Genomic DNA, 26,433 nt, shown 5'->3' with positions numbered 1-26,433 from the left:
CGAGTCCGAGGCCGAGTAAAACCCCTCCTCGGGGCCCGGGTGGGCAGGACCGCGATCGGTACAGAGACGCCGGAGAGGGCGCGGCGTTCGGCCCGTGGTCCGGAGATCTCCACGCCTTCCCCGCTCTCACCTCTTCCGTCGCGCTCCAAGGGTTGTGCGGGGGTTGCGCCTCTTGATCCTCGCCCTCCCCCGTGGGTCGCGGGCAGCGGGGGTCAGGCGCCAGTAGCCGTACGGGTTGTGGAAGAAGTCGTCATCCTCGAACCGTTCGCACTCCACACGGTTCAAGATCCAGCGCGTGGCGTCCTGCGCGATGCGGAAGCCCTCGCCGTTCTGGACGCCGTGGTCCGGCTGCTCGGTCAGCAGGTAGTACGACGCGATCTCCATGGTGGTCACCCACTCCCACAGCAGCTCCGGCTCGGGCACCGCGGTGCTTCCGGGGGCCAGCTCCACGTCGGCCTCGCCCAGGAGGTGCATGCCGCAGCTGTAGTAGACCTCCCCGTCGTGGATCACCGGCACGACCCACGCCCGGACGAGGGCGCCGACCAGGTCGTCCGCGGTCTCGGCGGCCGCCGCCTCGCTCGCCAGGGCCAGCCACCGCTCCCGACCGCAGGCCACCCCGCTGGACTCGTTCTTCACCGCGGTGGCTCCGTTGGCCAGCAGGGCCGCGGTGACGGCCAGCGCCCGGCGGGACACGTCGAGGCCGGTGGCCTGGGAGACGGGCGGTGACAGGACATAGGCGACCGAGTCGTGTGCGTCCACCGCGGCCCAGTCGTCGTCGCCGAAGTCGCCGAAGTCGTCGACGCCGGTGGCCCGGCGGGAAGTTGCCGCGACCTCGAACGCCTCACGCATCCGGGGGTCAGGCTCCCGCTGGAACTCGTCGAGCGTGAAGGCCCCCGCGCCCGCCTCCTCGACCACCCGGCTGATGACATCGGGATCCAGGCCCAGGCCGACCGCGCACAGCACGTGCCTCGGCGTCACACCGGACGCCGGGAACACGAAGCGCGTGCCATCGATGACGTGTCCTTGCCACACCTTGCTCATCGGCCCAGCATCGCAGATGTGCGTACGACGTTGTGATCTCTGTGGCACCAACAGACATTGTGGTCCGGCCCGTTCGCGCGGTTCCCCTCGTCCCCGGGAAAGCAGGGGCGCGGGGAACGGTCGGTCACGTCCGCCTCCACCTCTGGTTGTCCTGACCGTTGGTCGGCTTGCTTGTCCCAGGCGGAGCTGGCAGAGCGGGCCGGGATGACTCAGCCCCAGGTCTCCCGGATGGAGGGCGGCGACACCGTGCCGACTCTCCCGCTGCTGCGGCGCTTGGCCAAGGCCCTGCAGGGCACGCTGAACCTGATCATCGACGAAGGCGACTCGCATGTCACCTTCACCCCGCACGCCGCCTGAGCCACCGGCAGGCGGGCAGTCGGCCATAATCCCGAAGGGCACCCACGAGACTTCGTAGGTGCCCTTCCTCTGTGCCCCCGGCAGGATTCGAACCTGCGACACCCGCTTCAGGAGTTCGATCGGTGCCTGTCCCGGCTGCGGCCATCGACTGGTGTGACGGCTGGACAGAGTCGCTGATGTACGCCCCCGTCCGGCGTCGTTGATGTCAGCCGCGGATGTCAGAAGCCTTCTGATTCGTAGCTCTGAAGGGATCGGTTACCCGCAGTCGATGTCGGTCGATCCCCCGTGTAGGACCGGATCGGTGCTTCTACCGCCGATCCGCAGATGACCGCTGTCCCGCCCCCAGGACAGTTCGTATGTGCCTGCGCCGATGGGCCGGTAACCATCGTCGACCGTCCAGGATCCCGACGCGCCCAGGGCCAGGCCGGTGCGGCCCACCGCGTACACCTCGCCTTTGCCGATCACGAGAAAGGACGTCTCCCGCACCACGGCCGTGCAGCCCCCCGGCCCCGCAGGGCGCAGTACGCGGTACTCCACGTTCGAGATCAGGTCGTCTACGGCTCCCCATGTAGTGCCGAGTGCTGCCGTCACGATCAGCAGACTGCTCCCCAATCGTGTCCACTTGGCTCGCTTCCGCAGGAGCCTCGAAGCATCCGTCGGGCGGCCCACCCGGGTGAGGGCCCGTTGGAGAACGAGCGAAGCGACAAGGAGAACTGCACTCACGCCCCAGCCGGGGATCACCCGCCCCTGCACGACCAGCAGGAGACTGCTCCAACTCGCTATGGCGGCGAGTGCCAGGCTGCCGATGCCAGCTGCCGTTGAGACGGCGGGCGACAACCTCACGCTGTGCTGTGTACATGCTTCGGTCACGGCGGGTACGACTCTTTGGACATGCCGACAGTTGCGCTAAGCGGCCGAAGCGCGGAAAGTGCCCTGGGGGTGGCGACCTGCGTTTTCGCTGGGCCTAGCTTGTTCTTTATCTTCCGTCTGCGTCATAGGGCGGGGACGGACGGTTCCAGACGGCGTCTGACCGACTGACAACCTTTCGCAGTTCGCGGGCACTTCTGGGTGACATGGCCTGCATCACGGTGCCGAGTAGGGCTCGGGCTTCGAGGGGGTTGCCGCAGCAGTACCAGTGCACGTTGCCCCACTCGTAGTCGTGCCACAGATCTCGCTCGGGCTGGTGGACGTAGTTCTTCCACAGGTTCACAGCCGTGCTGACATCGCCTGGCTGCAGATAGTTGCGGGTGTCCTCGAGACGGGTGATCTCGGAGAGCGCGTGCGAAGACAGGCCGTCGATGACTGGCCTTGCACCCGTTGTCCGGTGGCTGCCGGGGGCGCCGGTACGGATCTGTCCTGGCCGTCTACGCGGCATGGACCTTTCGGTTCGTCGTCATGCGGTACATGGTGCCATGGTCTCGAATGGCGTCTCGAACGGATTCGCTCACATGGGGGTTCGCCGGACGCGGGGGCGAAACCAGGTCGGGTGCCTCGGCGGTGAAGTCGCGGCGCACGAAGTCCGGGGCGGCCGGCCGCTTCCCCGGCCGGGTCAACCCCCGCCGTCTGCGCACCTTCCGCGCGAGCAGGCCGAGCTCGGCCATGATCTTCGCGACGGTGTTCACCGAGACCCGCCAGCCCTGCCTCACCAGCCTGATCCAGATCTTCGGCGAGCCGTAGGTGCCGCCGGAGTCGTCGAACTCCTCCTGCACCGCCTCGATCAGATGCTGTCTGCGCAGCTCACGACAGGTGGGCCGACGGGTGCGGTGCTTGTAGAACCACGCCTCACTCACGCCCAGGGCGCGGCAGGAGACGCGGTGCGAAATGCCGTGCTCGGTCCTGAAGTCGCTGATCACCCCGACCACTTGAGCCCAGCTCCTTGTTGTCTCGCCTGAGCTGGGCGTTCTCCCGCCGTAGACGCTCCAGCTCGTCATTCCCACCGGCCGGTGCGGTCCCTGCCCGACGGGCACGGGAGACCCAGCTCGCCAGGGTGGTCTCGTTGATCCCCAGATCCTCGGCGACCTCCGCGATCGTCTTGCCGGTCTCCGTGACGATCCGCACAGCCCCCTCACGGAACTCCGGATCGAACTTCCGTCGATTCTCCGCCATGACTCCCAACTTCCCCTGCAGTCACAGTCTTCACGCTACGAGGGGAGGGACACAGGCCCGCATCCCCGAGTATCGGGACTGGCACTGCGAGCGGGACTTCGTGCCCGACTACCGGTACCTCAGGCAGGTCTCTACCAGGTCCTCCAGTACGGCCGCCCGCGCCGCCGCTGGATGCTGAAGTCCCCCATGCACCTGGAGAACCTGGACGCCCTGCGCACGGTGTTCCCCGACGCCACGATCGTGTGGCGCCACCACGACCCGGTCACGGTCGCGGCCTCCTTCTGCAGCCTGATCGAGCACGGCATGGCGGTCAGAGCCCGCCCCGTTGACCTGCCCGGCATCGGCGCCGTCTGTCTCGACCTGCTGAGCCGCACCGTGACCCGCGGCCTATCCGCCCGGGCCGACGTTCCCCGGAGCAACTCGTGGACGTGCCGTACTCCTGGCTGGACTCCGATCCCGCCGCCGAAGCCCGAAGCTCTACGCCGCCGTCGGCGCCCCCTGGACCCAGGCGGACGCGGCCCGGCTCCCCGCGCCCGTCGCCCGCCCCAAGGGCACCCGCCGCCACACCTACGGCCTGACCCCCGCCGACGTCGAGGCCGCGTTCGCGGACTACGTCGTGCTGCGGGCGGAGGTGGATCGCCGTGTCGTCGACCTAGGTGAGCTGCGCGGGGATCCGACGATGAATGTCCTCCAGAAGGTCCCGCATCGCCATGTGGAAGATCTCGGCCTGGTGTTCGCCGACGAAGGAGGTGTGCCCGAAGGCTTCCAGGACGACCAGGCCGTGCATGTGCCCCCATGCGCCGAGGAGGAGAGCGGTCGCGGGCGGCGGCAGGGTTTCCCGGCCGTGCGGAAACAGGAGGTGCAGATGCGCCCGGAGAGCCGGTGAGAGCGCCCGGGTGTCGGCCGCGGCCAGTTGTGCCGTGGTGAATCCGGCGAACATCTCGCGCTGGAAGATCTCACCGATCCGGCGCATCGCCTGCGTGGTCGGGCCCTCGACGGGTGCCTCATAACGGCGCAGGGGCGCTCCGTACAGCAGTTGGAACCGCTCGACGTGGGTGATGGCCCATCGGCGATAGCTCTTGGCGGCGGCCATGAACGGCAGCTCGGTGGGTTCGTCCGCCACTGTGTCGACAGCTGCCGTCACGGCGTCGGCCAGATCCTCGTACGCCTTGGCGACAAGAGCCGTAACGAGGGCGTCCCGGTTCGGGAAGTAGTGGTAGAGCCCCTGCACGGTCATGCCGAGGCTGCGGGCGACCGCTCTCAGGGACAGGGCGTGCGGCCCGTGCTCGGCGATGTAGCTCTCGGCGGCGTCCACTACCTCCCGGGTGGCGGCGGCCCGACGTCGCTGGCGCAGGGTTGGCGAGGCCGTCGCGTAAGCGTCTGCGGACATGCGGGAGAATTTCGGCGGCAGTGAGGACTCTGCCCTCCACATCGTCATCGGCCAGTCCGTGGCCGACCCACTGGCGTCGTACGCGGGCCAACTGGCCGCGCTCAAGGGCGTCGAGCGTGTCGAGACCAGCACGGGCATCTACACGGCGGGACAGTCCACGGCGACCGGCCCGGCCAACCCCGCTCTCGGCCGGCCCGACGCCCAGCGGATCAGCGTGGTGAGCGGCCTGACACCGAAGTCGGCGGCGGCCGAGAGCCTGGTCAAGCAGGTGCGCTCGGTCACCCCGCCCCCCGGGGCCCGACCCCTGGTCGGGGGGAATGACGCCGTACTCGTCGACGCCAAGGAATCCATCGCCGACAGACTCCCCCTGGCCGGCGTCCTGATCGTCCTCACCACCTTCCTGCTGCTCTTCCTGTTCACCGGCAGCGTCGTGCAGCCGCTGCGCGCGCTGGTCCTCAACCTGATCAGCCTGGGAGCCACCCTCGGCGTCATGACCTGGATCTTCGACGACGGCAACCTCTCCTCCCTCCTCGGCTTCACCGCGCAGCCGATGGAGATGACCATGACCGTGCTGATGTTCTGCATCGCCTTCGGCCTCTCCATGGACTATGAGGTCTTCGTCACCAGCCGGATCAAGGAACTCCACGACCAGGGTGCCGACAACGAGACCGCCGTGGTCAACGGCCTCGGCCACACCGGACGCATCGTCAGCGCGGCCGCCCTTCTGCTCGCGGTGAGCTTCTTCGCCTTCGGCACCGCCAAGCTCAGCTTCATGCAGATGTTCGGCCTCGGCAGCGGACTGGCCATCCTCATCGACGCCATCGCCGTACGCGGCGTCCTCGTCCCCGCCACCATGCGCCTGCTGGGCCGCTCCGCCTGGTACGCGCCCGGCTTCCTACGCACGTTCCACGGACGCTACGGCCTCAGCGAAGGCGGCCCTCAGCCGACGCCCGCACCCGGCCCCGTAGCAGCGGCTCCGGTACACACGGAGAACTCCACCAGGGTCTGACCAGCGGGAGCCTGTAGTGCACAGGCACCGGCACACGTGAGTGGCTGGTGCGGATGCACCAGAGGAAGACGGCGGCGGAGGACGATGCCCGGCAGGGGCGCCGGAGGGAAGTGTGGGAGGCGCGTGAATCTCGCGCACTCCCCTTTCCCAGCGGTGTCTGGAGTGATCAACAGGTGTTGAAAGGGACGTCTACGTCCGAAGCTGTGGTTGTGGGGGCCCCGGCCCTTATCGGAAGGCTGTCGATCGGTGCCCTCGGCATCCTGGCACTGGCCCTCGGCGCCTTGCAGTCAGTGGTGGAGCCCGCGCTCCCGCTGCTGCAACGCGAGTTGGGGGTCAGTCCTGGCGAAGGGGCCCTGATCGGCAACGTGTTACTCATCACCGGCGCGGTCGTCACACCCGTCGCAGGCACACTCGGCGACCGCTACGGCGGGAAGCGGGTGCTGATCTGCCTGATGGCCGTTGTCTCGGCCGGTGGTCTGCTGGCCGCACTGGCGCCGAACCTGCCGGTGTTGTTGCTCGGTCAGGTATTGCAGGGCGTCATGGTGGGTGCGCTGCCCCTCTCCTTCATCCTGGTGCGCAAACACCTCTCGCCAGGAGCGTCACAGGTGGCGATCGGGCTGGTCGCCGCGCTGTTCACCGGCGGCGGCATGGTGGGCATGCTGTTCGCCGGGCCGGTCTCGGAACGATTGTCCTGGCACTGGATGTTCGCGCTGCCGACGATCGTGATCATCGCGACGACATCGGCCGTGAGCCGGCTGATGCCGCATGATCCGCCGATCCGGTCGGACAGCGGGATCGACTGGCCCGGGGTGGTGCTGCTGAGCGGCACGCTGCTCGCGTTCATGCTCGGACTCGTGACGGTAACGAGGGACGGCGGCCTGCCGCCACCCGCTGTCGGAGCCATCGCGGTGGCCGTGGCCGCCCTCGCGACCGGATGGGTCGCCGTCGAGCGCCGGGCGGCCGCGCCGATGGTCGATCTGCGCATGCTGGCGAAGCCCGCGATGTGGCATGCGTGCGTGCTCACTTTCGTCATCACCACCAGTTCCGGGATGGTGCTCCTTCTGCTCCCGCAGCTGTTCGCGGTATCGGCCGACGGGTACGGCTTCGGAGCCGGCACCACCGCCATCGGACTGTTCCTGCTGCCCGGCGCCATCGTCGGGGCGGCGAGCGATTCGGTCGGCGGGATCGCGGCCCGGCGGTTCGGTCCGCGTGCCGTGGTCATCGTGGGCACGGTCGTCACGGCGGCCACGATGATCGCCCTGGCGTCGCTGCACAGCGCGGAATGGCAGCTCGTTCTCGCGAAGGTGCTGACCGCGTTCGCCGCGGGCGTCACCACCACGGCGTTGCTCGCCGGCACCGCCACCGCCGTCGAGACCAAGGACGCCGGCATCGCCACCGGCCTGCTCGTGGTGACCCGCGTGATCGGCGTCGCCCTGGGCGCCCAGATCGGTGGCGGGATCCTCGACGCCGGGGCCGACCCGGTGTCGGGTCAACCGGCCGAATCGGCCTTCGCCACAGGTTTTGCCGTCGCCGGCCTCGTTGCCGCGTTGGCACTGCTCGTCGTCCGTTTCATGAAAAAGGGAGCCCAGGTATGACACCGACCGGTCTGTCGATGGACGCGACTACCATCGGGAAGCGCAACGTCCTGATCTCCGGGGCAAGTATCTCCGGACCCGCGCTGGCGTACTGGCTGCACCGGTCCGGATGGGCGGTCACCGTGGTCGAGAAGGCGGGCGCCCTGCGCGACGGTGGATACCCGATCGACATCCGCGGTACCGCGACAGAAGTGGTCCGGCGTATGGGGATACTGCCGCACCTGCGGGACGCGCACATCGACATGCGTCGCTGCACCTTCCTCGACGCCGACGGCGGTGAAGTGGCCTCGGTCAGCCCGTACGCCGTTGTCGGCAGTGTCGAGGGACAGGACCTGGAAGTGCGTCGTGGGGATCTGGCCGCGCACCTCTACGCGATCATCCGCGACGACGTGGAGTTCCTGTTCGCCGACTCCATCGACACCCTCGACCAGTCCGAACATGGGGCCGACGTCACGTTCCACAGTGGGCAACAGCGCACGTTCGACCTGGTGGTGGGCGCCGACGGTATGCACTCACACATCCGCGCTTCCCTGTTCGGCCCCGAAGAACAGTTCCACCGCTACCTCGGCTACTGCTTCGCCCTGTTCACCATGCCGAACACCTTCGGGCTCTCCCACGAGCTCATGATGTGGAACGCCCCGGGGAAGGCCGCGGCCCTTTACGCCGTCGGGGACAACGACGAGGTGCACGCCTTCCTGAACTTCCACCGACCGGAACCGCCGTCCGATGCCCTCCGGGACCCCGAAGTGCAGCGGGACCTGGTCGCCACGACCTTCGCGGACGCGGGATGGGAGGTGCCTCGCATGGTCGACGCCATGCGCGACGCGGACGACCTGTTCTTCGACACGGCCGGTCAGATCCGCATGCCCCGCTGGTCCAGCGGCCGCGTCGCTCTCGTCGGCGACGCCGCGTACGCACCCTCGTTCCTCACCGGACAAGGATCGAGCCTCGCACTGGTCGGCGCCTACATGCTCGCCGACGCCCTGGCCACGAACCGGGACCACACTGCGGCCTTCGCCGCCTACGAACGCGACGTTCGCGAGTTCGTAGCCGTGAATCAGGCACTCGTCGACAGCGGTGCGGCCACACTCTTCCCCACCACGGTGCGGGCCCTGGAGCAACGCAACACCGTGCTGCGTGGCCTCGACACCCTGCCCTCCGCGCCGGCACGACCGGCCCACTCGGCCCTTGTGCTGCCCGAGTTCGCCCCGATGCCGTGACCTGATACGGCAACGGATACGCGAGATCGACGAGGAACTCGTGGATTCCAGTCCGGGCTGCCGCCGTGATGTGACTCAGCACGCACAGCCAGCGGCCGTTCCGGCTCTTAGGCGTCGAAGAGTTGGCCACTTGTAGTGGGCCGTGCTCGTCACCTGCCCCGTCAAAACCGCGGTATCGCCGTACACCCGGATCCTCGGCCGGCTGACGTTGGTCATTGCCGAGTGGGTCAACTCCCCGGACTCGACGAGCGAGAGGAACTGGTCCCTGGCGGAGACGCCCGACGCGGAGACGATGACCCCCTCATCGGCCATGAAGCCACCGATCCGGGTGGCGTCGTTGGAGACGATGGCTTCCGCCCAGTCCTTCGCGAGGGTGATGAGCCGGGTGTGGACAGGGTCGCCCTCGGGACCCTTTCAGGGAGCAGCGATGTCGCCCATCGTTCGAATCCAGTGCGGAATGCTGGCTGCCTCTGTCTGTCACGCCGACGACCGGCCTCTGCGGAGTGTGCGGAAGCTCGGTACAAGGCGCAGGTCGCATGCCCCGCTCGTGCACCCGCAATAGCGCCTCCGCCGTGGACTTCGCTACGGCAGGCGGTCGGTGCCGCCGTCGGGGGCGGCGTGGGCCAGGCCCGTCCGGTAGGCGATGACGACGAGTTGGGCCCGGTCGCGGGCCTCCAGCTTCGTCATGGCGCGCTGCACGTGCGCGCGGACGGTGAAGGGGCTGAGGAACATCCGCTCGGCGATCTCCTGGTTGGACAGGCCGGTCGAGACCAGGGCCACCATCTCGCGTTCGCGCGGGGTGAGCAGGGCGAGTTGTTCGGCGTGCTGCGGCGAGGGGGTGTCCGGTGTGGCCAGGAAACGGGCGACCAGGGAGCGGGTCGCGGCCGGAGACAGAAGAGTGTCGCCGTCGGCGATCGTACGGACGGCGTCCGCCAGGTCCTCGGCCCCGATGCCCTTGCCGATGAAGCCGCCGGCCCCCGCGCGCAGCGCCTGGGCGACGTATTCGTCGGTCTCGTACGTGGTGAGGATCAGGATGCGACTGGCACGCAGTTCCGGATCCGCGCAGATCTCCGACGTGGCGGTGAGACCGTCCGTCCCAGGCATACGGATGTCCATGATCACCACGTCCGGGCGCAGATCCCGGGTGAGTCGCACCGCCTCCCTGCCGTCACCGGCCTCGCCCACCACGATGATGTCGTCGGCGGTGTCGAGAAGCATCCGGAAGGCACCGCGCAGCAGAGCCTGATCGTCCGCGAGCAGAACCCTGAGCGTCACGACGCGTCCCCGGCCTCTGCGTCGCCGGTCCGTCCGTGGACTGTCGTTCCGTCAGTCATTGGCCCCTCGATGGTTGTTGCTTCGTCAGTGTTCCCTGTCGTATCGCCCCGTGTGGTGTTCTTGGCGGGCGGCAGGGGCAGCTGAGTGGAGACGAGGAAGCCGCCCCCCGGGCGCCTGCCGGCGGAGAGTTGTCCCCCGACCGCTGTGGCACGCTCCCGCATCCCGATCAGGCCGTAACCAGGCGGACGGTCCACTACGGCGGACGCCCTCGGCCCCGTGGGCGCGGTCGGCGCCGTACGCGCGCCCCCTCCGTCGTCGGCGACGGTGATGGTCACGCGATCGCGGCCGAAGGCGAGGCGCACCCGGGCGCTGCCGGTACCGGCGTGCTTGGTCACGTTGGTCAGGGCCTCCTGGACGATGCGGTAGGCGGTGAGGTCCACTCCCGGCGGCAGCGGCCTTGCCGTGCCCTCCTGGTGCACCGTCACCTCCAGACCCGCGCGGCGGAAGGACTCCAGGAGCGTGGGAAGCCGGGACAGGCCGGGCGTCGGTTCGGCGGGCGTGGCCGCGTCCCCGGACTGACGCAACAGACCTACCGTGGCCCGCAGTTCGTCGAGCGCGTGTACGGTGGTCTCGACGAGTTCCCTGAGGCTCGTGCGGGTCTGTTCCGGGCGGGTGTCGAAGAGGTGGGCGGCGACCGCGGCCTGCGCGTTGGCCAGGGTGATCTGATGCGCTACGAGGTCGTGCAACTCCCGGGCGATGCGCACCCGTTCCTCGGCCACTCTCTGGCGCGCCTCGCTGTCCCGGCTCTCCTCGGCCCGCCGGGCCCGCTCCTCCACGGCCGCCAGATAGGCCCGTCGGTTCCGTACCGAGTGACCGAGTACGCCGGCCACCAGCGGGAACGCCGCCACCGCTCCCACCCTGCTCGCGTCCTGCCACGAGAGGGCCCCGAACAAGGGGGTGGAGGCGACCAGCAGTGCCGCGGAGATGAGCAACACCGCGCCCGCCGCGCGCCGTTCGTTGCGCACGGTGAGCGCGTACGAGTAGGCGGTGATCACGGCAGGGGCCACGACGAGCGGGCTCAGCAGGAGGCCGAGTACCGGCCCCAGCACCCCGCAAGCGGTCGTGACCACCATGGCGGCCAGGGGCGCCCGGTGCCGCACCGGCAGCGCGGCACAGGACACCACGGCGATGAGGTAGGCGGCGGCGGACGGCGGTGACAGCGTGCTGCCGTCGTCCTGCACCACGCCGCCGAGCAGGCAGAGCGCGAACGCCGCCGCCGTGACCGCTGTCTCCCGCCACCACGTGACGCGTGATCGCGGGCCACCGCCCCCCGTGTGCGTCATGGTCGGTTCAGTGCTGCCGCCGGCCGACGGGGAGCCGCCGCACCGCCGCGTCCGGGTCGGTGGCGGGGGCCGGGACATGCCTGCTCGGTTTCTCGCCCTCGGTATCCACATTTCGGCAGCACACGGTTCAGGATACGAGGCAGCCACCAGGCCCGGTGGCCGAGCAGTGCCAGGACCGCGGGCACAATCGCCATCCGGACCACGAAGGCGTCGAAGGCGACGGCGGCTGCCAGCCCGACGCCCGTCGTCTGGATGGTCGGGCTGCTCATCCCTACGAATCCGGCGAAGACGCTGATCATGATGATCGCCGCCGCGGCCACCACCCGTCCGCTGTGCCGGAACCCGCTGACGACCGCCTCGCCGGGGGACGCGCCATGGACGTAGGCCTCCCGCATCCGGGCGAGGAGGAAGACCTCGCAGTCCATGGCGAGGCCGAAGACTATGCCGATGATGAGTATCGGCATCAGCGACATGACCGGTCCGGTCTGCTCGATGCCGAGCAGGCCTGCCACCCAGCCTCACTGGAAGACCGCGACCGGGTCGTGGCGGCATGCACGGCTTCGCCGCTCCCATGCTGCTCTGAACAAGCTGCGGGGAGGGTCGTGAGTGCCGGTGTCGGTCGTTGGCGGTTGCTGGGGTTGCTGTACTTCGTTGCTGTACCGCTCACAGGTCCACTCGGTACTCCGTCTCCCGACTTCCCTGCCGCAGCACGACGTGCGCTGGCCTGAAAGGCACATCGCGGAGAGTTGGCTCCATGACCTTGAAGAGCGCTTCCGCATCCTTCCCGTAGGCGTACAGCACGGCTTCGCCGCCGCCGAACTCGTTCCCGTCGACCTCGCCGACTCCTGCCTGCTCGACGGCGACCGCCATGGCCCGCTCAGCGTCGAAGATTGCTTCGCGCTCAGCACGCGAGCCGTACTCGTCGTCGCTGAGGCGGTAGCGGGCAACGACGGCTTCTTCTGGTGCCTCCGGTTCGGGGAGAGCAAAGAGCGTGTCCATGTCCGCACCATCCCACCAGCCTCTGACAACGCGCTCGTGCCAGCCCGCCGCCCCCCATGAAGGTGCACGCTTTCCAACCGTGGTGGTGGGATGGTGGGCGTCGTTCAGGGGCGTTCACCTGCGTTCACCGCTGTCCGGGAGTGCTAGTGGCATCGGCCTCGGATCTGTTGCGAACGGCCCTGAACCAAGCTGAATGAGACGGAAACTGAGACGGGGACCCCATGGAACGAGTGGAAGTCGAGCTGTTCACCGATGCTGGCAACGACGCTGTGGTGCGTCTGCCTGGCCGTCGCTTTCCTGGGGTCTTGGTCCAGGGCGACACCCTCAGAATCCTCTCCGCCGACGTGGCCGAACTTGTCGAACTCTGCGCGGCCGGCGAGCTGGAGGAGGCCCGCCAAGCGGCAAGCCTCCTCCAGGAGGAACTCGGGGCGAAGCTACAGCGCTACACCGATGCTCTCGACGCCCACGGAGAGCGACACCCCTTCTGATCCGTAGCTCCAGCACGACTACCGTGCGGGGGCGGTTACTGGGGTTGCGGCACCTGGCTGCTGTACCGCACGATCCAATCGGGGGGACCATGGAACGGCATGTGCTGGGATCGCTGTTGATCGGAGATGACGAGGCGTCCGTGATAGCTCTGGCCGCCCTCCGCGGCGGCGCCCCCTACTCGGTGGAGGAGCGGGTACAACCCACTGGTGCGCATGCGGGAGTCTTCAGTCGCCGACTTCAGCGCATGCGGATGCGCGGGTTCGAACCTCCTGGCCTGGAGCGAGCCGTACAGCTCATCAGGGAATATGGCCGGCCGGTGCGCGCAGCGCTGATCGATCCTGACAATCGGACACGGTTCACCCTGCTCTTCCTCACCGAGGACGGCAGCGCACTCGTGGCCTGCGTTAGCTGGCCACGGCCGCTGGTTGCCACGAAGCCACTGCTTTAGGACCGACGCCCAAGTCGCGCTCACCCACATCGAGGCCGACATCACGCGCGGCCAGTGGTCGGACCCGGACGCCGGGGCGGTGAACTTCGCGGAGTACGCGACGGCATGGCTCCGGGACCGGAAGCTCGCCGACCGCACTCGTGAGCGGTCTGAGTCCGTCATGCGGTTGCACATCCTGCCCACCTTCGGCGCCGGGACCATGGCGGACGTGACGACGGCTCGTGTGCGCAGCTGGCGGGGGAAGCTCCTCGCGGCTGGCATCGGCGAGCCGACGGTGGTCAAGGCGTACCAGCTGCTGCGGGCCCTGATGAACACAGCTGTGGACGACGAACTGATCCGGCGCAATCCGTGCCGTATCAAGGGCGCCGATCGCTACGACGTGCCCGAGCGGCCGGTCCTCTCGGTCACCGAAGTCTTCGCCGTCGCCGATGCCATCGCCCCGCGCTACCGACTGCTCGTCCTCCTGGCCGCGTTCACCACTCTGCGCTTCGGTGAACTCGCCGCCCTGCGCCGTCGGGACATCGACCTGGAGGGGCTGACCGTCAGCGTCCGCCGGTCTCAGGCCGAGTTGCAGAACGGCCGCCTCTTCGACAAAGCACCGAAGTCCGCTGTCGGCGTACGTGCCATCTCGTTCCCCGCCGAGCTGCTCGACGACGTGACGGGCCACCTGGAACAGTTCGCCGCGCCCGGCCGCGACGGACACGTCTTCGTCGGCCCACAGGGCGGCCAACTTCGGCGAAGCAATTTCCGTGGCGGCCAGGAAGACGGCGGGCGTCACGTCGGAGCTCCACTTTCACGATTTCCGCCACACCGGCAACACCTTGGCCTCGACCGCCGGTGCCAGCACCCGTGAGCTGATGACCCGCATGGGCCACAGCAGCTCGCGCGCCGCGCTGATCTATCAGCACATGACCAGCGACCGCGACCGGGCCATCGCTGATCGGCTCGGGGCCATGATCCGTGAGGGTGGGGGAGAGGCCGTCTCGGACTAGAGGATCCGGCCGTCCACACAGCCGTAGTGGCACGCGTGTCGCACGCCCCCGAACACGACGAAGGGCCAGCCTGGGAGGAAACCCTCCTGAGCTGGCCCTTTTCCTGTGCCCCCGGCAGGATTCGAACCTGCGACACCCGCTTTAGGAGAGAAGGTGCAACCGGCACCGGAACTTACGAGAAGTTCCGAGAAGCTTCAAGAGGCTATCTGACCTGCGAAAACAGGAACTTCTAAGGAGTCCCGCGAACCCCCTCGGGGGTGTTGTGGATTTCATGTGGATTCCAGGCCCTACACGGCCCTCAACGTTCGAACACCCTCAGTCTCAGGCGCCATCCGGGCCCGCACCTGAGCCGCCACATCCTCCGGCGCATGCTGATAGATCCACGTCACCTTCGACCCACGCTCGTGACCCAAGACCGCCTGAGCGTCCTTCTCCGGAATCCCCAGATCCTTCAGCCACGTCGCGAACACGTGCCTGAGGTCATGCACCCGCGGCCACCACTCATCCCGACCGGTCTCCGGATTCCGCACCTGCCTGGCCAGCCCCGCAGCCTGAATGGCCGGCACCCACACACGACGGAAGTTGTGCCTCGTCAAGACACCGCCCTGCGGACCGCGGAACACCAACTCGTCCGCATGCAGGTCGTACGGGTCGTCACCGATCGGGGTCACCGTCGCGTCCGGCCGGTGCCGAGCCACCATCGTCCGGACCGCATCCGCGGCAGCCGGCGTGAGCGGCACGGTGCGGAATCCGGCAATGCTCTTGGGCGCGGACTTCCGGAACAAGCGCCCGTCGTCCTCACTGAGCACTTCCTTCACCTTGAGGTGCTGAGCCTCCAAGTCCACGTTCTCCCACCGCAGACCAGTCGCCTCACCCCACCGCATACCCGTGTTCTCCAAGAACACGATGAGCGGCCGGTAGTACGAGGGCAGTGCCGCAACGATCAGCGCGACCTGTTCTCGCGACGGAGGACGCACATCGTCCGGATGCTTCGCCGGCGGCTCGCCGATGTCGAGGTCGGCGGCAGGGTTGAACGGGATGCGACGGCCGTCCTTCACCGCGGCCTTGAGCATCTGGTTCAGCACCTCGTGCACCTTCTTGCGGGTGTGGTAACCCTTCACCTCCTTCGTGACCCACGCCTGGAGCTCGATGTACTCCAGGTCGCACAGCCGCCAGGTGCCCCACTTCGGCTTGATGTGGGCGTTCCAGTTCGACAGCTTCCGATTCCGTGTCGTCACGGCCCGGTCTGGCTGCGCCGCCCACCACAGCTCCCACCACTGGGACATGGTGATCTCGCCGCGCTTCGGGTCGGCGTACGTCCGCTTCCGCACCTTGGTGCGGATCTCGTCGAGGAAGGCCTCCGCCTTCTTCTTGCCGCCCTCCGAGATGGGGAAGTTCTTCGCCTTCTGCTTCCCGTCCGGGCTCCGGTAGCGGGCCTGCCAGGCGCCGATGCAGTCGCGCCGACGGCGCCGGTCGCCGTGCTTCTCGGGCGGGTACTTCTCCATGCAGAGCATGCATCCGCAGCCCTGCTCGCGTAGCTGGCGCGGGTTGTTCGAGGTTCTACGCCCCATGGTTCGCCACCTGTTCGTTCCTTCTCTGTTCTGGCACGCGGGGCGTCAGGTCGACAGGTTCCCCGCACCAGCAGACTGCACCCAACTCGGGCTGGATGACTTGAAGTTCAGAGAGAGCGGCACGAACGGCGGTCACGGTGTGTGTCAACGGCACGGACGCCGGGAGGGTGATGGTGCCGGAGTCAGCATCGTAGATGCGGGGAGTGTTGCAGAGGCTGAATCGGATGCGGACGCACATGCATACCCCCGAGTTCGCAGGTGGAGTTGCCCTGGGAGCCGAAGGGGGAGAGCATCGGCCGTGACGTCCGACCGTACCCCCAACGGGGGGAATATGCGACCACTGTGTGGCGTGTTGTTGTCGAAGACTCACACGCAGTGAGCGAAGTCGTTCGGTTGGAAGCTACGAGAAACGCGACTGGTTGCGCTCCGCGAGCGCCCGCATCTCGATCTCTTTCATCTCCTGCTGCTCTGCCGTGAGTTCGGCGAAGAGGGCGAAGAGGCGCTCCTCGCGGCTCTTACTGAGAGGGCCGGGCCGCTCGCGGCCGAGGGCTGCGAAGAGGCGCTCCTCGGTGAACTTGGGGTAGGCCTTGGCGAGGGCTACGACGGAGGCGCGGCGGGGTTTCTTCTGGCGGTGGACCCACGTTCCTACGGCGGCGGAGGAGACGCCGATGGCTCGCGCGATGTCGCTGTCGCTGACCTGGTATTCGTCCTTGAGGGCAGCGAGCGCCTGCGCGAAGTCCTCGACAGGGGGGGTGCTCTCGGTCTCCACGCGCTAAGGGTGCCCTCACGCTTCTACTTTTAGCAAGTGAAAGTAGAAGCGTGGCGCAAAGCAATGCGGCGCGCGATCATGTGATTACGCGCCGTGCTGCGCGAGCGTGCGCCGCTCGATTAGAACACGGATTCGATTCACCCACCAGGCCCTGAACTTCTCGACACTTTCCTGCAAGTTCTCGTTGACAGGGCTTCAACTTCAACTGTAGAAATGCATCAACGCACCAGCGATGGAGCGGCAACCAACACCACCTGGCACGGGGAACACATGCCGAAACTCAACCGCAAGGGCGAAGGCAAGCCACTCAGAGACGCCATGGATCGAGCCGACCTCACCATCGAGGAACTCGCCGAAGCGACAAAGGAAGTGGATCCCGCCGGCAAGGGCATCAGCCCCGCCACCGTCGGGCGCCTGACCTCACGCGGCAAGAGCGCGCGCGACAGATGCGAACTCACCACCGCCTGGTTCGTCGCCGAGGCACTGCACCGGCGGACGAACGCCCCCCTCCAGGACCTCTTTGCCATGCCCCCACATTCAACTTCAACCGAAGAAAGGTCAAGGTCTGATGCAGCGAACGAAGCGTGAGCGCCGCGTCCCCCTCCCGGCTGGCCTCGTCCCCCTGCTCACCCAGCGCGAGATCGAGACGTACTACGGCGTCTCCACCTGGCAGATCGACCAGTGGCGCAAGGCCGGCATGCCCGACGAGCCGTTCGCCGGCCAGGGCCGCCGCTACGACCTGGCGAAGTGCCAGGCCTGGCACGAGGCGAACGCGACGGACGGCCGTGCCTGGTCGACGGACGGTTCGCGGGAGCTGGCCCCGACGGGCTGACGGCTCTCCAAAGAAGACGGGGCCGCCCGGACCATGCCCGGTCCCGACAGCCCCTCGGCAATCCACCAGCACATCGAAGGAGTGGATCACCTTGAACGCATCATCTCAGACCAGCAGCGGGGTTCTGCCGCTGCATCAGGCGCCGCAGGCGTGGACGGACCGTGAGGGCGACCGGTGGGTCGCGAACGGTCGGACGTCGTCGGGTGAGCGGTTGCTGGCTTGCCCGGAGCCGGCGAGTCCGGAGGACGCGGGTGAGGGCGACAGCTTCGCGTGGACGTGGCGTCTGGTGGAGACGGCGTTTGGTCCGCTGAAGCCGGTGTCGTTGTGAGCGCCCCGGTGTCGCATGACCCGCTGGTTGTGACGACGAAGGGGGGCGTGACGTGGGTGCGTCGCGCGGTCACGCAGGACGGGCGCGGACTGTACGCGGTGACCGACTCGTGCAGCTGCCCCGAGTTCCTGATGGCGACGTTGGTTGAGCTGGCGGGGCAGGGGATCGCGGGTACGGCGGATGCGTTGCCGATGCCGGTCGTACCGGAGCCGCAGGCTTCCGCTGGCGGGTACCCGCTCGCGTTGCCGTGGGCGGCGCTCATGGACGACGACGACCTGGCGGAGTTCCTCAACGAGTTGGGTGAGGCGGCGATCCGCAGTCTGGATCCTCGGGAGGCTCTGGCTGAGGTTGAGCGGGCGTGCGGCACGTGGCGTCTGATTGCGGAGGCGCAGCACGGTCACAACACGGCGCCGGGCCCGGATGCGGCGGGCCAGTCGTTCGCGGAGCGCGCCGAGCGCGAGTCGGATCCGGCCCGTCGTGTGGCGTGGCGGATGCTCGCGGCTGACGTGCCCGATGGGGAGCACTTCGCGCAGGTCCATCACTCGTATCGGCTGGGTCACGACCTGCCCGAGACGGGCGGTGCGAAGTGAACGCCGAGCAGTGGAACGAGCGCTACCCGATTGGCACGCCCGTGTTCGCCTACCCGGGCGCCCGACCGGCAGTGGACCCCGAAGCCGAGCAACTCGTCACCCGTACCCGCAGCAAGGCCGAGGTGCTCGGCGGCCACACGGACGTGGTCTGGGTCGACGGGCACGGCGCCTGCATCGCCCTCACGCACGTCGACCCGATCACGTGCTCCGACGAGCACCCCGCCATGGAGTGCGGAGGTCGGGGCAGCGAGTGCTCTTGCCCGTGTGGCGTCGAGTGCTCGTGTGGTGGCTGCTGCGGCTGCTGTGAGGCGGTCTGCGGTCACGACTCCTGGTGTGAGTCGGTGCGTCCGACGCCGTCGCGGGCGGAGATGTTCGCGTACTTCGACGACATGTTGTCGGCGCCGTACCGGTTCCCGGTGGGTGAGACCCGGTGAGCCACACCCACAGCCTCGCCGAGTGGGCGGCGTTCCTGTCGCTCGGCATCGCCGTCCACGCGTCGTTCTCCGTCTTCTGGTTCCTGCTGGTCGACGCGCACCGCAGCGACTTCGACCCGCGCCCGTGGCTGGCCCGCGTGCTCGGCTCCGAGGCGCTGTATCCGCTGCTGCGCGAGTGGGACACCGCACGGCACGCCTCCCGTGAAGCGCTCCGAGATGCCGCCGCTCTCCTTCTCCTCCTCACCACCTCCCCGAAGGGGGCCCTCCGATGAACCGTGTCCGCCTGTACCTGCACCGCCTGTTCCGCCGCCCCGCCGTCACCGGCCCGATGCGGCTGCACACCCGCCGCGTTCCGGACGGCGTGTTCCTCGACCTGGAGGAGTACTTCGTCCACGTCATCGAGACGCTCGCCGACGACGAGGACGCCCTGGCCCTGCTGATGGAGATCAAGGAGGACCGGGAGGTCTCCCGCGAGCACGACGGATGGCAGCCGGAGAAGCTGCTGATGGAGCACCTGGCGTTGATCGTCGGGTGGGAGGTGCCGGTTCGCGGGAAGTCGCTGGCTCGTCTGGCGGACCGGCTGCGGGCGGCGGAGCCGAAGCCGGTCGTGATCCCCGCGCAGCGCACCCAGGGGGGTGCGGCGTGAGTACCCCGATCGTTCGCCGCCGGAAGCGGCCCACCGTGGTCGACACCATCCAGTGGACCGGCACCAACGAGGCCGATGTCCGTGCCTTCGCCGGGGCCATCCACTTCCACACCGTTGGCCCCGAGGACCGCTACCGCGTCGAGGACCCGGACATCACCGCCGAGGTCTGGGACGAACTCCACTCCACGTGGGTCGGGGTGAAGACCGGGCAGCACATCGTGCGCGGCGTGAAGGGCGAGTACTACCCGATCGCTGAGGACGTCCTCACCGAGACGTACGAGCGGGTCAGCGGCGCGGCCAAGAGCGGCAGGAGCGCCCGTCGTCAGATCATCGCCGCGCTCTCCGAGGACAGTCTCGGCGGGATCGCCACCCTCGCGGACGTGGCTCACGCCGAGCAGCTGGTCGACGCCTACCGCGCCGAGGTTCTCGCTAAGGCCGCCGACTACTTCGAGCAGCGTCGTCCCTCCCGAGAAGACGCCGTCAGCGACTTCGACCGGGGGCGCCGGGCCACCGTCGGCTGGGTCGTTGAGGAGCTGAGGGAGAAGGCCACCGCTGAGGCGGCGACGGCCACTCCCGACTTCTTCCAGAAGGGCCGCACCTACACCAGCACCGGCCCGTTCGGCCTCCGCCTCCGCTTCGAGTGCGAGCACCTCACCCGCGACCCGAAGGTCGGCGACCGGGAGGCGTGGGGCTGGTTGCACCGCTCCGACGGCACCCGCCGCATGCAACGCATGTGGGACCACGACTACCCCAGGTGGACGGTCGAGAGCGGTGACGACCGTGGCTGACGAGATCACCACCCGACGCCGCCGCCTGCTCGCCGAGATCCGCCGCGTCGGCGGGCGTTACACCACCGGTCAAGCCCACGCCTTCTACCAGGCAACCGGCTGGGGCCCGTGCCGCACCACCGCACGGAAAGACCTGCAGTGGTGGACGCGGCGCGGAGTCCTCGTCGAGTACGGACCCGTCAACGACCGCGGCTACTGGATCGCCCGATGACCGCCCGCCTCAGGGCCGCCGCCCACTGGTCGGCCGTCACCGTCGCCGCCCTCCTCTTCGCCCAATGGGGCCCGTTCACCGGCCTGTACGCCACCGCCACCACCGCCGTCATCGCCGCCGGAGTCGGACTCATCGGCCTCGCCACCGCACCACACCCAGGAGAACAACGATGACCACCGCCATGGCCGGCCCGACGGTCCTGGGCTACTTCGAGCCCGGCTCCGACGAGTGGCACGCCGCCCGCGCGCCCGGGATCTGCGGCAGTGAGATCGCCGCCGTCATGGGCCTGTCTCCGCACGAGTCCCGGTTCTCCCTGTGGCACCGCAAGAAGGGACTCATCGGCCCGGTCGAGGAGTCCGAGGAAATGTACTGGGGCAAGGAGCACGAGCCCGCGATCTGCCGCCGGTTCGCCCGCAAGCACCCCGACCTCAAGGTCACAAGCTCGCCCACCGTGGCCGCCCACGACCGGCCGTGGCAGATCGCCAACCCGGACCGGCTGATCTGCACCCCCGAGCAACCCGTCCCACACGCCGTGCTGGAGGCAAAGACCGCCCGCGACGCCGAGGGCTGGGGCCAGGAAGGCACCGCAGAGGTTCCCGTCCACTACCGCGCCCAATGCCTCTGGTACATGGACGTGATCGGGGTGCGCCGCTGCCATGTGGCAGTCCTGATCGCAGGGTCGGAGTACCGCGAGTACGTCATCGACTACGACCCCGCCGACGCTCTGAAGATGCGGGAAGCGGCCGCCGAGTTCATGCGCACCCTCGCGGCCGACGAGCGCCCGGACATCGACGGCCACTCCGCCACCTATCAGGCCATCCGTGAACTCCCCGACGGCCTCGACGACATCGACGTCGAAATCGAGACCGCCCTCCGCGACCGCTTCCACGCCGCCCAAGACGCCTTCTGGACAGCCGAGGACGAACTGACCGCCTGCAAGGGACTGCTCCTCGACGCGATCGGCACCGGCCGGCGAGCGGTCTGCGAGCGAGTCCGGGTCGCCACCCGCACGGTCCGCGAGGGCCGCACCTTCCAACTCCTGCCCGCACGTACCCGAAGGAACGCCGCATGACCGAGAACACCGTCTCCAACGCCGTCGCCGTCCGCGACAACGGACCCGAAGCCCTCGTCCGCCAGCACCGCGACGACCTCACCCTCGTCCTGCCCACCCACGTCAAGGGCGAGACCTGGATGCGGCTGGCCACCGGCGCGCTCCGCCGCGACGAGAACCTCCGCCGCACCGCCACCCGCAACCCCGGCTCCCTCATGAACGCCCTGCTGGAATGCGCCCGCCTCGGCCACGAACCCGGCACCGAGGCCTACTACCTCGTCCCGTTCGGCAACGAGGTCCAGGGCATCGAGGGCTACCGCGGCATCATCGAGCGGATCTACCGCGCCGGCGAAGTGAAGGCCGTGAAGGCCGAGGTCGTCTACGAGAACGACCACTTCCGCTACCACCCGGGCATGGACCGGCCCGAGCACGAGCCGGACTACTTCTCCGACCGCGGCCGCATCGTCGGCGCCTACGCGTACGGCGTCTTCCAGGACGGCTCCACGTCGAAGGTCGTCGTCATCAACCGCGCCTACATCGACAAGATCAAGAAGGAGTCCAAGGGCAGCGACCGCGCTTCCTCCCCGTGGGTGAAGTGGGAGGAGGGCATGGTCCTCAAGACCGTCGCCCGCCGTCTGGAGCCGTGGGTGCCGACCGCCGTGGAGTGGCGCACCGAGCCCGTCCAAGCCGAGACGCACGCCCTCCCGCTCCCGACCGGAGACGGCCCGGCGGCACTGACCGCCGGAGAGCCGGGCACCGAGGACGAGGAGGACGAGGGCCCGATCGAGGGCGAGTTCGTCGACGACGAGCCCAGCCAGCAGTGGCCGGCGGCTGCAGCTCCCGGATCGGGGGCCCGCGCGTGAGCATCAACCACCGCGAGGAGGCCGAGCTGCTCCTCAGCAAGCTCGACACCACCATGGCTGCGGCCCTGGAAAAGGACCTCCCGATCGAGGACCAGCAGCACGCCGCCGTCCTCACCGGCATCCTCACCAACCGGGCCCTCACTCACGCCACCCTCGCCGCCGGGGAAGCGACGGTGGCTGACGCCAGCAGTTACCGGCACACGATCACCACGATGCGGTTCGCGCTGATCCGGCACATCGCCGAAGGGCGGGCCCTCAGCGAAACCGACGAGGCGTACCAGCACGCCTGCGGCCTCGCGACACACCTGGATGCGGTCGGCCTCAACGTCGACGACGCGGTGGATACCTACATCCAGGACCACCTCGGCATGGAGCCGCGCGACATGGACCTGTGCCCGACGGAGCGCCACGCCAAGTGGATCGCCGACTGCGCATCCATGCCGGCCCCGTGGGACACCGACGGCCTGCCGTCCTGACCCGCATGCGAGTGGCCGCCCCGCCCGCCGGTAACAGGCGGGGCGGCCTCCCCTCAGCACATCACACCAGCCCTGAACGGAGAACCTCGTGACCCCGCTCGCCTTCGTGGACACCGAGACCACCCACCTGGACGCCGAACTCGGAGACGCCTGGGAAGTCGCCGTCATCGTCCGCGACTTCGACGACAACGAACCCCGCGACACCGAGTACGCCTGGCAGATCCGCCCCAACCTCGCCACCGCTGACCCCGAAGCCCTGAAGATCGGCGGCTACCTGGAGCGGTTCGCCGTACCGGTCCACGCCGAAGCCGCATGGACCGGCTACGAGGACGGGCCCGTCCTCCCCATGACCCGGAACGAAGTCACCGGCGCCATCCTCAACGTCCTCGGCGGGGCCGTGCTGATCGGCTCCAACCCCGGCTTCGACGACCGCTTCCTCCGCAAGCTTCTCGGCCCCGGCTCCGCGCAGTGGCACTACCGGCCCGTGGACATCGCCACACTCGCCGCCGGACGGAAGCTCGGCATGACCGAGATGGTCCGCCGTACGGGCGCGAAGCCGCTTCCGTCGGACGAGGTGCCGTTCCCGTTTTCCTCGCGGGCGCTGTCCCGCTGGACGGGCGTGGAGCCGCCCGGCCCTGGCGTGGCGCACACGGCGCTCGGTGACGCCCGCTGGGCACGTGACGTGTTCGACGCCGTCACTCAAGGGGTGACCCAGTGACCACTCTGCGCCGCTACGTCCGGCAGATCGTCGCCCCCAACGGCCGGCACCGGCCCCGCCCGCTGCTGCTGCCCGACGAGCCGATCCCCGCACCCGCCAGGCCCGTACAACACGCGGTCCTCACCGAAGCGCAGCTGCTGCAGCTCTTCGACGACGGCGAAGCCGAAGTACTGCGAGGCGCACGGTGCCCGGTGTGCGACTGCACCACACCCCACGCGATGAGCCGCGACAGCCGCCGCTGCTGGGAATGCGGGACCGAGTCCCCGCTGGAGGCGGCGTGAACAAGGACGTCTTCCTCGTCACCGGCGCGCTCGGCGTCTGCCTCGGTGCTGCGGTCCTCGTGTTCGTTCTCTTCGACCGCGCCCTTGAGGAGCGCCGGCGCCCGTACCTCGCGGCCCGCTGGGACGACAAGACCGGCGACTGGGTGAACCAGGCGGAGCACGACGTCGGTCCGGACCCGCTGCGGCTCCTCACCGATCTGGAAGCACACCTGAAGGCGTACGGCGCCGAAATCGCCGACCTGTACGAACCGGCCCGCACCGGCGACCACACCACACCCGAGGGGGACCAGTGACCATGCCCCTGTTCGACTGCGACGTCCCGGCCGTCACCACGACGGCCGGGCCCCGGCGCCGCCTCGCTCGAGTCGCCGGACTCGACATCTCCTTGACCGGCACAGGCATCGCCACCCTCGCCGGCACAACTCGAGTCCCCACCAAGGGCCGCCGCAAAGACTCCGTGCTCGAGCGCCACAACCGGATGAAGCACATCACCAGCCGCGTCCTCGAGGAAGTCGGCGACGTCCACCTCGCCTGCATCGAGGGCCCCGTCGGTTTCGCCACCCCCGGCGGCTCCACCTGGGACCGTGGCGGGTTGTGGTGGCGGATCGTTGGCGCGCTCCTCGAGCGGGACATCCCCGTCGCAGTGATCTCGCCGACCGCTCGAGCGAAGTACGCCACCGGCTCCGGCGCCTCACGGAAGACCGCAGTCCTCGAGGCCGCCCGCTCGAGGTACGGGGCGATCCTCGACTCCGACGACGAAGCCGACGCGCTCATCCTCCGGGCTATGGGCCTGCACTGGCTCGAGCAGCCGTTGGCGGAGGTCCCGGACGGGCATCGTGCGGCGCTGGCCGGTTGTCAGTGGCCCGACCGCGAGGCGGTGACCACGCGATGACCCGCATCGGCTCCCTGTGCACCGGCTACGGCGGCCTGGACATGGCGGTCCAGCAGGTGTTCGGCGGCACCGTCGCCTGGCACTCCCAGTACGAGCCGCCGGACAAGAACGGCCGCGAGGACAAGAACCAGTACGCCGCCCAGATCCTCGCCCACCACTGGCCGACCATCCCCAACCATGGCGACCTCACCGCCATCGACTTCGCCCAGGTCGAACCCGTCGACATCCTCACCGCCGGGTTCCCCTGCCAGGACGTCAGCCTCGCCGGCCTCCGCGCCGGGCTGGCGGAGGGCACCCGCTCTGGGCTCTGGCTGCATGTCGCCCGCGCCATCGAAGAACTCCAACCCCGACTGGTGGTGATCGAGAATGTCCGAGGCCTCCTCTCCGCGCCGGCCGATAGCGATCTGGAACCCTGCACGTGGTGTGTGGGAGACGCAGGCGGTGAACCTTCTCTGCGGGCACTCGGTGCCGTTCTCGCAGACCTGGCCCGCCTCGGGTTCGATGCGGAATGGGGTGTGTTCCGGGCGTCCGACGTTGGCGCTCCCCACCAGCGGGAGCGGGTCTTCCTCCTCGCCTGGCCTGCCGACGCCCAGGGCGCGGGACTCGCGGGGGCGGGGCTTCTCGGACCAGTTGCCGAATGTGATCGAGCTGCTGCCGACGCCGACGGTGTCGGAGGCGAACGGGATCGGGCACGCAGCGGACGGCGGCATGAACCTGCGGCACACGATCTCGCTGCTGCCCACGCCGCGGGCGTCGGAGAACGAGAACCGGCAGACGAAACGCACCCCGTCGCAGGAAGCCGGGACGCACGGGAAGTGCCTGGCAGCGGAAGCGGCGCATCTGTCCAGTGGGGTGAGTACGAGCCCGCCATCCGCCGCTGGGAACACATCCTCGGACGCCCCGCACCCCAGCCCACTGACGCTCTGGGACGCCTAGCTCCCGCGTTCGTCGAGTGGATGCAAGGCCTCCCCACCGGCCACGTCACCAGCGTGCCCGGCCTGCCGCGCGGGGCCCAGCTCAAGGCGCTCGGTAACGGCGTCGTCCCGCAGCAGGCTGCGGCGGCGCTCCGGCTTCTCGTCGCGCGGCGCGAGCGCCTGGCGGTGGCGTCGTGAGCAACTACACCGGCGCCGCCCCTGACACCGAGCCCGCGGGCCAGTGGCTGAAGTCTGCGGCCTGTCTCGGTCGCGAGGACGACATGTTCCCCGACAACCACGCCCCCGACATCGAGACCGCCCGCCGCAACTGCGCCCCCTGCCCCGTAAGTCGGCAGTGTCTCGCGGAGGCCATGGCGGAGGAGGGCGGCCGGACCGCGAAGGGCCGGTACGGCATCCGGGCCGGGCTGACGGGCGGACAGCGGCGGGCGCTGTACGACGCGCTGCGGAAGAAGAAGACCGCCGCGCAGACCAAGGCCGCGGCGTGAGCGCCGAACCGGCGGGCCGTGACCCGCCGCCGCTTCTGGACTGGTCGGACCGCTCCCACTGGTCCCACACCGCCCGGCAGTGCCGCTACTGCCCGGGGCTGACGAACCTCCGCGACAGCAAGGGCAAAGCCGCGCACAAAGTCTGCGCCGAAGAAGCGCTCGCCCAGCAGGCCGCCGAAGCAGCCGACGCCTACCAGACAGGACACCTCGGATGACGCACTTCACGACCGGCCTCCTCCTCGGCGCGTCCGCGGTCGCGATCGCCTACGCGTCGGGGGCGGGCCCGTGGTGGGTGGCCG

General features: G+C 69.0%; 37 protein-coding genes and 3 pseudogenes. 28 read left to right on the top strand and 12 right to left on the bottom strand.

Going from position 1 to position 26,433, the window contains the following annotated elements; all coding sequences use genetic code 11:
* Positions 1-126 precede the first annotated feature (126 nt).
* The gene (locus P1P70_RS07680; RefSeq protein ID WP_319235698.1) at positions 127-1,041 is read right to left on the bottom strand and encodes a hypothetical protein; all 915 of its coding nucleotides are present in this window, start codon (positions 1,039-1,041) and stop codon (positions 127-129) included.
* A 171-nt stretch (positions 1,042-1,212) separates the two neighbouring features.
* Here P1P70_RS07680 and P1P70_RS07675 point away from each other — a divergent pair.
* A pseudogene (locus P1P70_RS07675) lies at positions 1,213-1,398 on the top strand (helix-turn-helix domain-containing protein); the annotation flags it as partial.
* Positions 1,399-1,653: 255 nt separating this feature from the next.
* Here the strand turns inward: P1P70_RS07675 and P1P70_RS07670 are convergent.
* The 3 genes from P1P70_RS07670 to P1P70_RS07660 all read right to left on the bottom strand — a co-directional run bounded on the left by P1P70_RS07670 (position 1,654) and on the right by P1P70_RS07660 (position 3,504).
* Positions 1,654-1,989, bottom strand: a complete 336-nt coding sequence (locus P1P70_RS07670) for a hypothetical protein (RefSeq protein ID WP_319235696.1) — start codon at positions 1,987-1,989, stop codon at positions 1,654-1,656.
* Positions 1,990-2,762: 773 nt separating this feature from the next.
* On the bottom strand, positions 2,763-3,260 hold the full coding sequence (locus P1P70_RS07665) for an IS3 family transposase (RefSeq protein ID WP_319235694.1): 498 nt from the start codon (positions 3,258-3,260) through the stop codon (positions 2,763-2,765).
* On the bottom strand, positions 3,181-3,504 hold the full coding sequence (locus P1P70_RS07660) for a transposase (RefSeq protein ID WP_319235693.1): 324 nt from the start codon (positions 3,502-3,504) through the stop codon (positions 3,181-3,183). Before P1P70_RS07660 ends, P1P70_RS07665 begins: the two co-directional genes overlap by 80 nt.
* A 171-nt stretch (positions 3,505-3,675) precedes the next feature.
* On the opposite strand from P1P70_RS07660, the gene P1P70_RS07655 reads away from it, so the two are divergent.
* Complete coding sequence (locus P1P70_RS07655) at positions 3,676-4,164, top strand: sulfotransferase (protein ID WP_319235691.1); 489 nt, start codon at positions 3,676-3,678, stop codon at positions 4,162-4,164.
* Here P1P70_RS07655 and P1P70_RS07650 read toward each other — a convergent pair.
* The gene (locus tag P1P70_RS07650; protein WP_319235690.1) at positions 4,157-4,894 is read right to left on the bottom strand and encodes a TetR/AcrR family transcriptional regulator; all 738 of its coding nucleotides are present in this window, start codon (positions 4,892-4,894) and stop codon (positions 4,157-4,159) included. The two genes, P1P70_RS07655 and P1P70_RS07650, sit on opposite strands and share 8 nt — an antisense overlap.
* Between P1P70_RS07650 and P1P70_RS07645 the strand changes: the two are divergent.
* The 3 genes and pseudogenes from P1P70_RS07645 to P1P70_RS07635 all read left to right on the top strand — a co-directional run.
* Positions 4,893-5,903, top strand: a pseudogene (locus tag P1P70_RS07645) (MMPL family transporter); the annotation flags it as partial. The gene P1P70_RS07650 and the pseudogene P1P70_RS07645 sit on opposite strands and share 2 nt — an antisense overlap.
* 203 nt (positions 5,904-6,106) lie before the next feature.
* Complete coding sequence (locus P1P70_RS07640) at positions 6,107-7,498, top strand: MFS transporter (protein WP_413471437.1); 1,392 nt, start codon at positions 6,107-6,109, stop codon at positions 7,496-7,498.
* A complete protein-coding gene (locus tag P1P70_RS07635) occupies positions 7,495-8,718 on the top strand; it encodes an FAD-dependent monooxygenase (RefSeq protein ID WP_319235687.1) in 1,224 nt (407 codons plus the stop codon). Before P1P70_RS07640 ends, P1P70_RS07635 begins: the two co-directional genes overlap by 4 nt.
* Positions 8,719-8,793: 75 nt before the next feature.
* Here the strand turns inward: P1P70_RS07635 and P1P70_RS07630 are convergent, their stop codons facing one another.
* The 5 genes and pseudogenes from P1P70_RS07630 to P1P70_RS07610 all read right to left on the bottom strand — a co-directional run bounded on the left by P1P70_RS07630 (position 8,794) and on the right by P1P70_RS07610 (position 12,335).
* A complete protein-coding gene (locus tag P1P70_RS07630) occupies positions 8,794-9,042 on the bottom strand; it encodes a hypothetical protein (protein ID WP_413471438.1) in 249 nt (82 codons plus the stop codon).
* A gap of 258 nt (positions 9,043-9,300) precedes the next feature.
* Positions 9,301-9,993, bottom strand: a complete 693-nt coding sequence (locus P1P70_RS07625) for a response regulator transcription factor (RefSeq protein WP_319235683.1) — start codon at positions 9,991-9,993, stop codon at positions 9,301-9,303.
* Positions 9,990-11,336, bottom strand: coding sequence for a sensor histidine kinase (locus tag P1P70_RS07620; protein WP_319235682.1), 1,347 nt, complete (start codon positions 11,334-11,336; stop codon positions 9,990-9,992). The genes P1P70_RS07625 and P1P70_RS07620 overlap by 4 nt, the downstream gene beginning before the upstream one ends.
* Positions 11,337-11,343: 7 nt before the next feature.
* Positions 11,344-11,854, bottom strand: a pseudogene (locus P1P70_RS07615) (MMPL family transporter); the annotation flags it as partial.
* A gap of 145 nt (positions 11,855-11,999) precedes the next feature.
* On the bottom strand, positions 12,000-12,335 hold the full coding sequence (locus P1P70_RS07610) for a hypothetical protein (protein WP_319235681.1): 336 nt from the start codon (positions 12,333-12,335) through the stop codon (positions 12,000-12,002).
* A gap of 221 nt (positions 12,336-12,556) precedes the next feature.
* Here P1P70_RS07610 and P1P70_RS07605 point away from each other — a divergent pair, with 221 nt between their 5' ends.
* The 3 genes from P1P70_RS07605 to P1P70_RS45710 all read left to right on the top strand — a co-directional run bounded on the left by P1P70_RS07605 (position 12,557) and on the right by P1P70_RS45710 (position 14,264).
* Positions 12,557-12,823, top strand: coding sequence for a DUF6959 family protein (locus P1P70_RS07605; RefSeq protein ID WP_319235679.1), 267 nt, complete (start codon positions 12,557-12,559; stop codon positions 12,821-12,823).
* A 426-nt stretch (positions 12,824-13,249) separates the two neighbouring features.
* Positions 13,250-14,125: a tyrosine-type recombinase/integrase gene (locus P1P70_RS07600; RefSeq protein WP_413471436.1), complete on the top strand. Its 876-nt coding sequence runs from the start codon at positions 13,250-13,252 to the stop codon at positions 14,123-14,125.
* Positions 14,022-14,264, top strand: coding sequence for a tyrosine-type recombinase/integrase (locus P1P70_RS45710; RefSeq protein ID WP_413471435.1), 243 nt, complete (start codon positions 14,022-14,024; stop codon positions 14,262-14,264). The genes P1P70_RS07600 and P1P70_RS45710 overlap by 104 nt, the downstream gene beginning before the upstream one ends.
* A gap of 287 nt (positions 14,265-14,551) precedes the next feature.
* On the opposite strand, the gene P1P70_RS07595 is transcribed toward P1P70_RS45710, so the two are convergent.
* Both P1P70_RS07595 and P1P70_RS07590 read right to left on the bottom strand, forming a co-directional pair.
* Entirely contained in the window at positions 14,552-15,835 is a 1,284-nt protein-coding gene (locus P1P70_RS07595; protein ID WP_319235677.1) for a site-specific integrase, read from the bottom strand.
* Positions 15,836-16,235: 400 nt separating this feature from the next.
* Positions 16,236-16,604, bottom strand: a complete 369-nt coding sequence (locus tag P1P70_RS07590) for an XRE family transcriptional regulator (protein WP_319235675.1) — start codon at positions 16,602-16,604, stop codon at positions 16,236-16,238.
* A 213-nt stretch (positions 16,605-16,817) separates the two neighbouring features.
* On the opposite strand from P1P70_RS07590, the gene P1P70_RS07585 reads away from it, so the two are divergent.
* From P1P70_RS07585 to P1P70_RS07490, 20 genes are all read left to right on the top strand, one after another.
* Positions 16,818-17,192 (top strand): XRE family transcriptional regulator, encoded by a 375-nt coding sequence (locus tag P1P70_RS07585; protein ID WP_319235673.1) that lies wholly within the window; start codon positions 16,818-16,820, stop codon positions 17,190-17,192.
* Positions 17,173-17,436, top strand: a complete 264-nt coding sequence (locus P1P70_RS07580; RefSeq protein ID WP_225615117.1) for a hypothetical protein — start codon at positions 17,173-17,175, stop codon at positions 17,434-17,436. Before P1P70_RS07585 ends, P1P70_RS07580 begins: the two co-directional genes overlap by 20 nt.
* A 91-nt stretch (positions 17,437-17,527) precedes the next feature.
* Positions 17,528-17,764 carry a hypothetical protein gene (locus P1P70_RS07575; RefSeq protein WP_319235671.1) on the top strand — a complete coding sequence of 79 codons (237 nt, stop codon included), beginning with the start codon at positions 17,528-17,530 and terminating at the stop codon, positions 17,762-17,764.
* A complete protein-coding gene (locus P1P70_RS07570) occupies positions 17,761-18,354 on the top strand; it encodes a hypothetical protein (protein ID WP_319235669.1) in 594 nt (197 codons plus the stop codon). The genes P1P70_RS07575 and P1P70_RS07570 overlap by 4 nt, the downstream gene beginning before the upstream one ends.
* The gene (locus P1P70_RS07565; protein WP_319235667.1) at positions 18,351-18,788 is read left to right on the top strand and encodes a hypothetical protein; all 438 of its coding nucleotides are present in this window, start codon (positions 18,351-18,353) and stop codon (positions 18,786-18,788) included. Before P1P70_RS07570 ends, P1P70_RS07565 begins: the two co-directional genes overlap by 4 nt.
* Complete coding sequence (locus P1P70_RS07560) at positions 18,785-19,060, top strand: hypothetical protein (protein WP_319235665.1); 276 nt, start codon at positions 18,785-18,787, stop codon at positions 19,058-19,060. The genes P1P70_RS07565 and P1P70_RS07560 overlap by 4 nt, the downstream gene beginning before the upstream one ends.
* Complete coding sequence (locus P1P70_RS07555; protein WP_319235664.1) at positions 19,057-19,434, top strand: hypothetical protein; 378 nt, start codon at positions 19,057-19,059, stop codon at positions 19,432-19,434. Before P1P70_RS07560 ends, P1P70_RS07555 begins: the two co-directional genes overlap by 4 nt.
* Positions 19,431-20,222: a hypothetical protein gene (locus P1P70_RS07550; protein WP_319235663.1), complete on the top strand. Its 792-nt coding sequence runs from the start codon at positions 19,431-19,433 to the stop codon at positions 20,220-20,222. Before P1P70_RS07555 ends, P1P70_RS07550 begins: the two co-directional genes overlap by 4 nt.
* On the top strand, positions 20,215-20,433 hold the full coding sequence (locus P1P70_RS07545; RefSeq protein WP_319235662.1) for a hypothetical protein: 219 nt from the start codon (positions 20,215-20,217) through the stop codon (positions 20,431-20,433). The genes P1P70_RS07550 and P1P70_RS07545 overlap by 8 nt, the downstream gene beginning before the upstream one ends.
* Entirely contained in the window at positions 20,430-20,606 is a 177-nt protein-coding gene (locus tag P1P70_RS07540; protein WP_319235660.1) for a hypothetical protein, read from the top strand. Before P1P70_RS07545 ends, P1P70_RS07540 begins: the two co-directional genes overlap by 4 nt.
* Positions 20,603-21,505: a lambda-exonuclease family protein gene (locus tag P1P70_RS07535; RefSeq protein WP_319235658.1), complete on the top strand. Its 903-nt coding sequence runs from the start codon at positions 20,603-20,605 to the stop codon at positions 21,503-21,505. The genes P1P70_RS07540 and P1P70_RS07535 overlap by 4 nt, the downstream gene beginning before the upstream one ends.
* A complete protein-coding gene (locus P1P70_RS07530) occupies positions 21,502-22,347 on the top strand; it encodes a recombinase RecT (protein ID WP_319235657.1) in 846 nt (281 codons plus the stop codon). Before P1P70_RS07535 ends, P1P70_RS07530 begins: the two co-directional genes overlap by 4 nt.
* A complete protein-coding gene (locus tag P1P70_RS07525; protein ID WP_319235656.1) occupies positions 22,344-22,823 on the top strand; it encodes a hypothetical protein in 480 nt (159 codons plus the stop codon). Before P1P70_RS07530 ends, P1P70_RS07525 begins: the two co-directional genes overlap by 4 nt.
* A gap of 88 nt (positions 22,824-22,911) precedes the next feature.
* On the top strand, positions 22,912-23,541 hold the full coding sequence (locus P1P70_RS07520) for a hypothetical protein (protein WP_319235654.1): 630 nt from the start codon (positions 22,912-22,914) through the stop codon (positions 23,539-23,541).
* Positions 23,538-23,822, top strand: a complete 285-nt coding sequence (locus P1P70_RS07515; protein ID WP_319235652.1) for a hypothetical protein — start codon at positions 23,538-23,540, stop codon at positions 23,820-23,822. The genes P1P70_RS07520 and P1P70_RS07515 overlap by 4 nt, the downstream gene beginning before the upstream one ends.
* Entirely contained in the window at positions 23,819-24,115 is a 297-nt protein-coding gene (locus P1P70_RS07510; RefSeq protein WP_319235650.1) for a hypothetical protein, read from the top strand. Before P1P70_RS07515 ends, P1P70_RS07510 begins: the two co-directional genes overlap by 4 nt.
* Entirely contained in the window at positions 24,112-24,714 is a 603-nt protein-coding gene (locus tag P1P70_RS07505; RefSeq protein ID WP_319235648.1) for a hypothetical protein, read from the top strand. Before P1P70_RS07510 ends, P1P70_RS07505 begins: the two co-directional genes overlap by 4 nt.
* Positions 24,711-25,826, top strand: coding sequence for a DNA (cytosine-5-)-methyltransferase (locus P1P70_RS07500; protein WP_319235645.1), 1,116 nt, complete (start codon positions 24,711-24,713; stop codon positions 25,824-25,826). The genes P1P70_RS07505 and P1P70_RS07500 overlap by 4 nt, the downstream gene beginning before the upstream one ends.
* Positions 25,823-26,134 carry a WhiB family transcriptional regulator gene (locus tag P1P70_RS07495; protein WP_319235643.1) on the top strand — a complete coding sequence of 104 codons (312 nt, stop codon included), beginning with the start codon at positions 25,823-25,825 and terminating at the stop codon, positions 26,132-26,134. The genes P1P70_RS07500 and P1P70_RS07495 overlap by 4 nt, the downstream gene beginning before the upstream one ends.
* Complete coding sequence (locus tag P1P70_RS07490; RefSeq protein ID WP_319235641.1) at positions 26,131-26,349, top strand: hypothetical protein; 219 nt, start codon at positions 26,131-26,133, stop codon at positions 26,347-26,349. The genes P1P70_RS07495 and P1P70_RS07490 overlap by 4 nt, the downstream gene beginning before the upstream one ends.
* Positions 26,350-26,433 lie beyond the last annotated feature (84 nt).

This window comes from Streptomyces sp. MB09-02B, from assembly GCF_033794485.1.
Taxonomy (GTDB): Bacteria; Actinomycetota; Actinomycetes; order Streptomycetales; family Streptomycetaceae; genus Streptomyces.
The sequence above is the reverse complement of the archived record's forward strand: the minus strand, read 5'-3'. Positions and strand labels throughout refer to the sequence as shown.

Coding starts and splice junctions, on each gene's coding strand:
- P1P70_RS07680 (WP_319235698.1), bottom strand. CDS start 1,041: ATGAGCAAGGTGTGGCAAGGACACGTCATCGATGGCACGCGCTTCGTG.
- P1P70_RS07660 (WP_319235693.1), bottom strand. CDS start 3,504: ATGGCGGAGAATCGACGGAAGTTCGATCCGGAGTTCCGTGAGGGGGCT.
- P1P70_RS07655 (WP_319235691.1), top strand. CDS start 3,676: ATGCTGAAGTCCCCCATGCACCTGGAGAACCTGGACGCCCTGCGCACG.
- P1P70_RS07650 (WP_319235690.1), bottom strand. CDS start 4,894: ATGTCCGCAGACGCTTACGCGACGGCCTCGCCAACCCTGCGCCAGCGA.
- P1P70_RS07635 (WP_319235687.1), top strand. CDS start 7,495: ATGACACCGACCGGTCTGTCGATGGACGCGACTACCATCGGGAAGCGC.
- P1P70_RS07620 (WP_319235682.1), bottom strand. CDS start 11,336: ATGACGCACACGGGGGGCGGTGGCCCGCGATCACGCGTCACGTGGTGG.
- P1P70_RS07610 (WP_319235681.1), bottom strand. CDS start 12,335: ATGGACACGCTCTTTGCTCTCCCCGAACCGGAGGCACCAGAAGAAGCC.
- P1P70_RS07605 (WP_319235679.1), top strand. CDS start 12,557: ATGGAACGAGTGGAAGTCGAGCTGTTCACCGATGCTGGCAACGACGCT.
- P1P70_RS07595 (WP_319235677.1), bottom strand. CDS start 15,835: ATGGGGCGTAGAACCTCGAACAACCCGCGCCAGCTACGCGAGCAGGGC.
- P1P70_RS07585 (WP_319235673.1), top strand. CDS start 16,818: ATGCATCAACGCACCAGCGATGGAGCGGCAACCAACACCACCTGGCAC.
- P1P70_RS07580 (WP_225615117.1), top strand. CDS start 17,173: ATGCAGCGAACGAAGCGTGAGCGCCGCGTCCCCCTCCCGGCTGGCCTC.
- P1P70_RS07555 (WP_319235664.1), top strand. CDS start 19,057: ATGAACCGTGTCCGCCTGTACCTGCACCGCCTGTTCCGCCGCCCCGCC.
- P1P70_RS07540 (WP_319235660.1), top strand. CDS start 20,430: ATGACCGCCCGCCTCAGGGCCGCCGCCCACTGGTCGGCCGTCACCGTC.
- P1P70_RS07535 (WP_319235658.1), top strand. CDS start 20,603: ATGACCACCGCCATGGCCGGCCCGACGGTCCTGGGCTACTTCGAGCCC.
- P1P70_RS07530 (WP_319235657.1), top strand. CDS start 21,502: ATGACCGAGAACACCGTCTCCAACGCCGTCGCCGTCCGCGACAACGGA.
- P1P70_RS07500 (WP_319235645.1), top strand. CDS start 24,711: ATGACCCGCATCGGCTCCCTGTGCACCGGCTACGGCGGCCTGGACATG.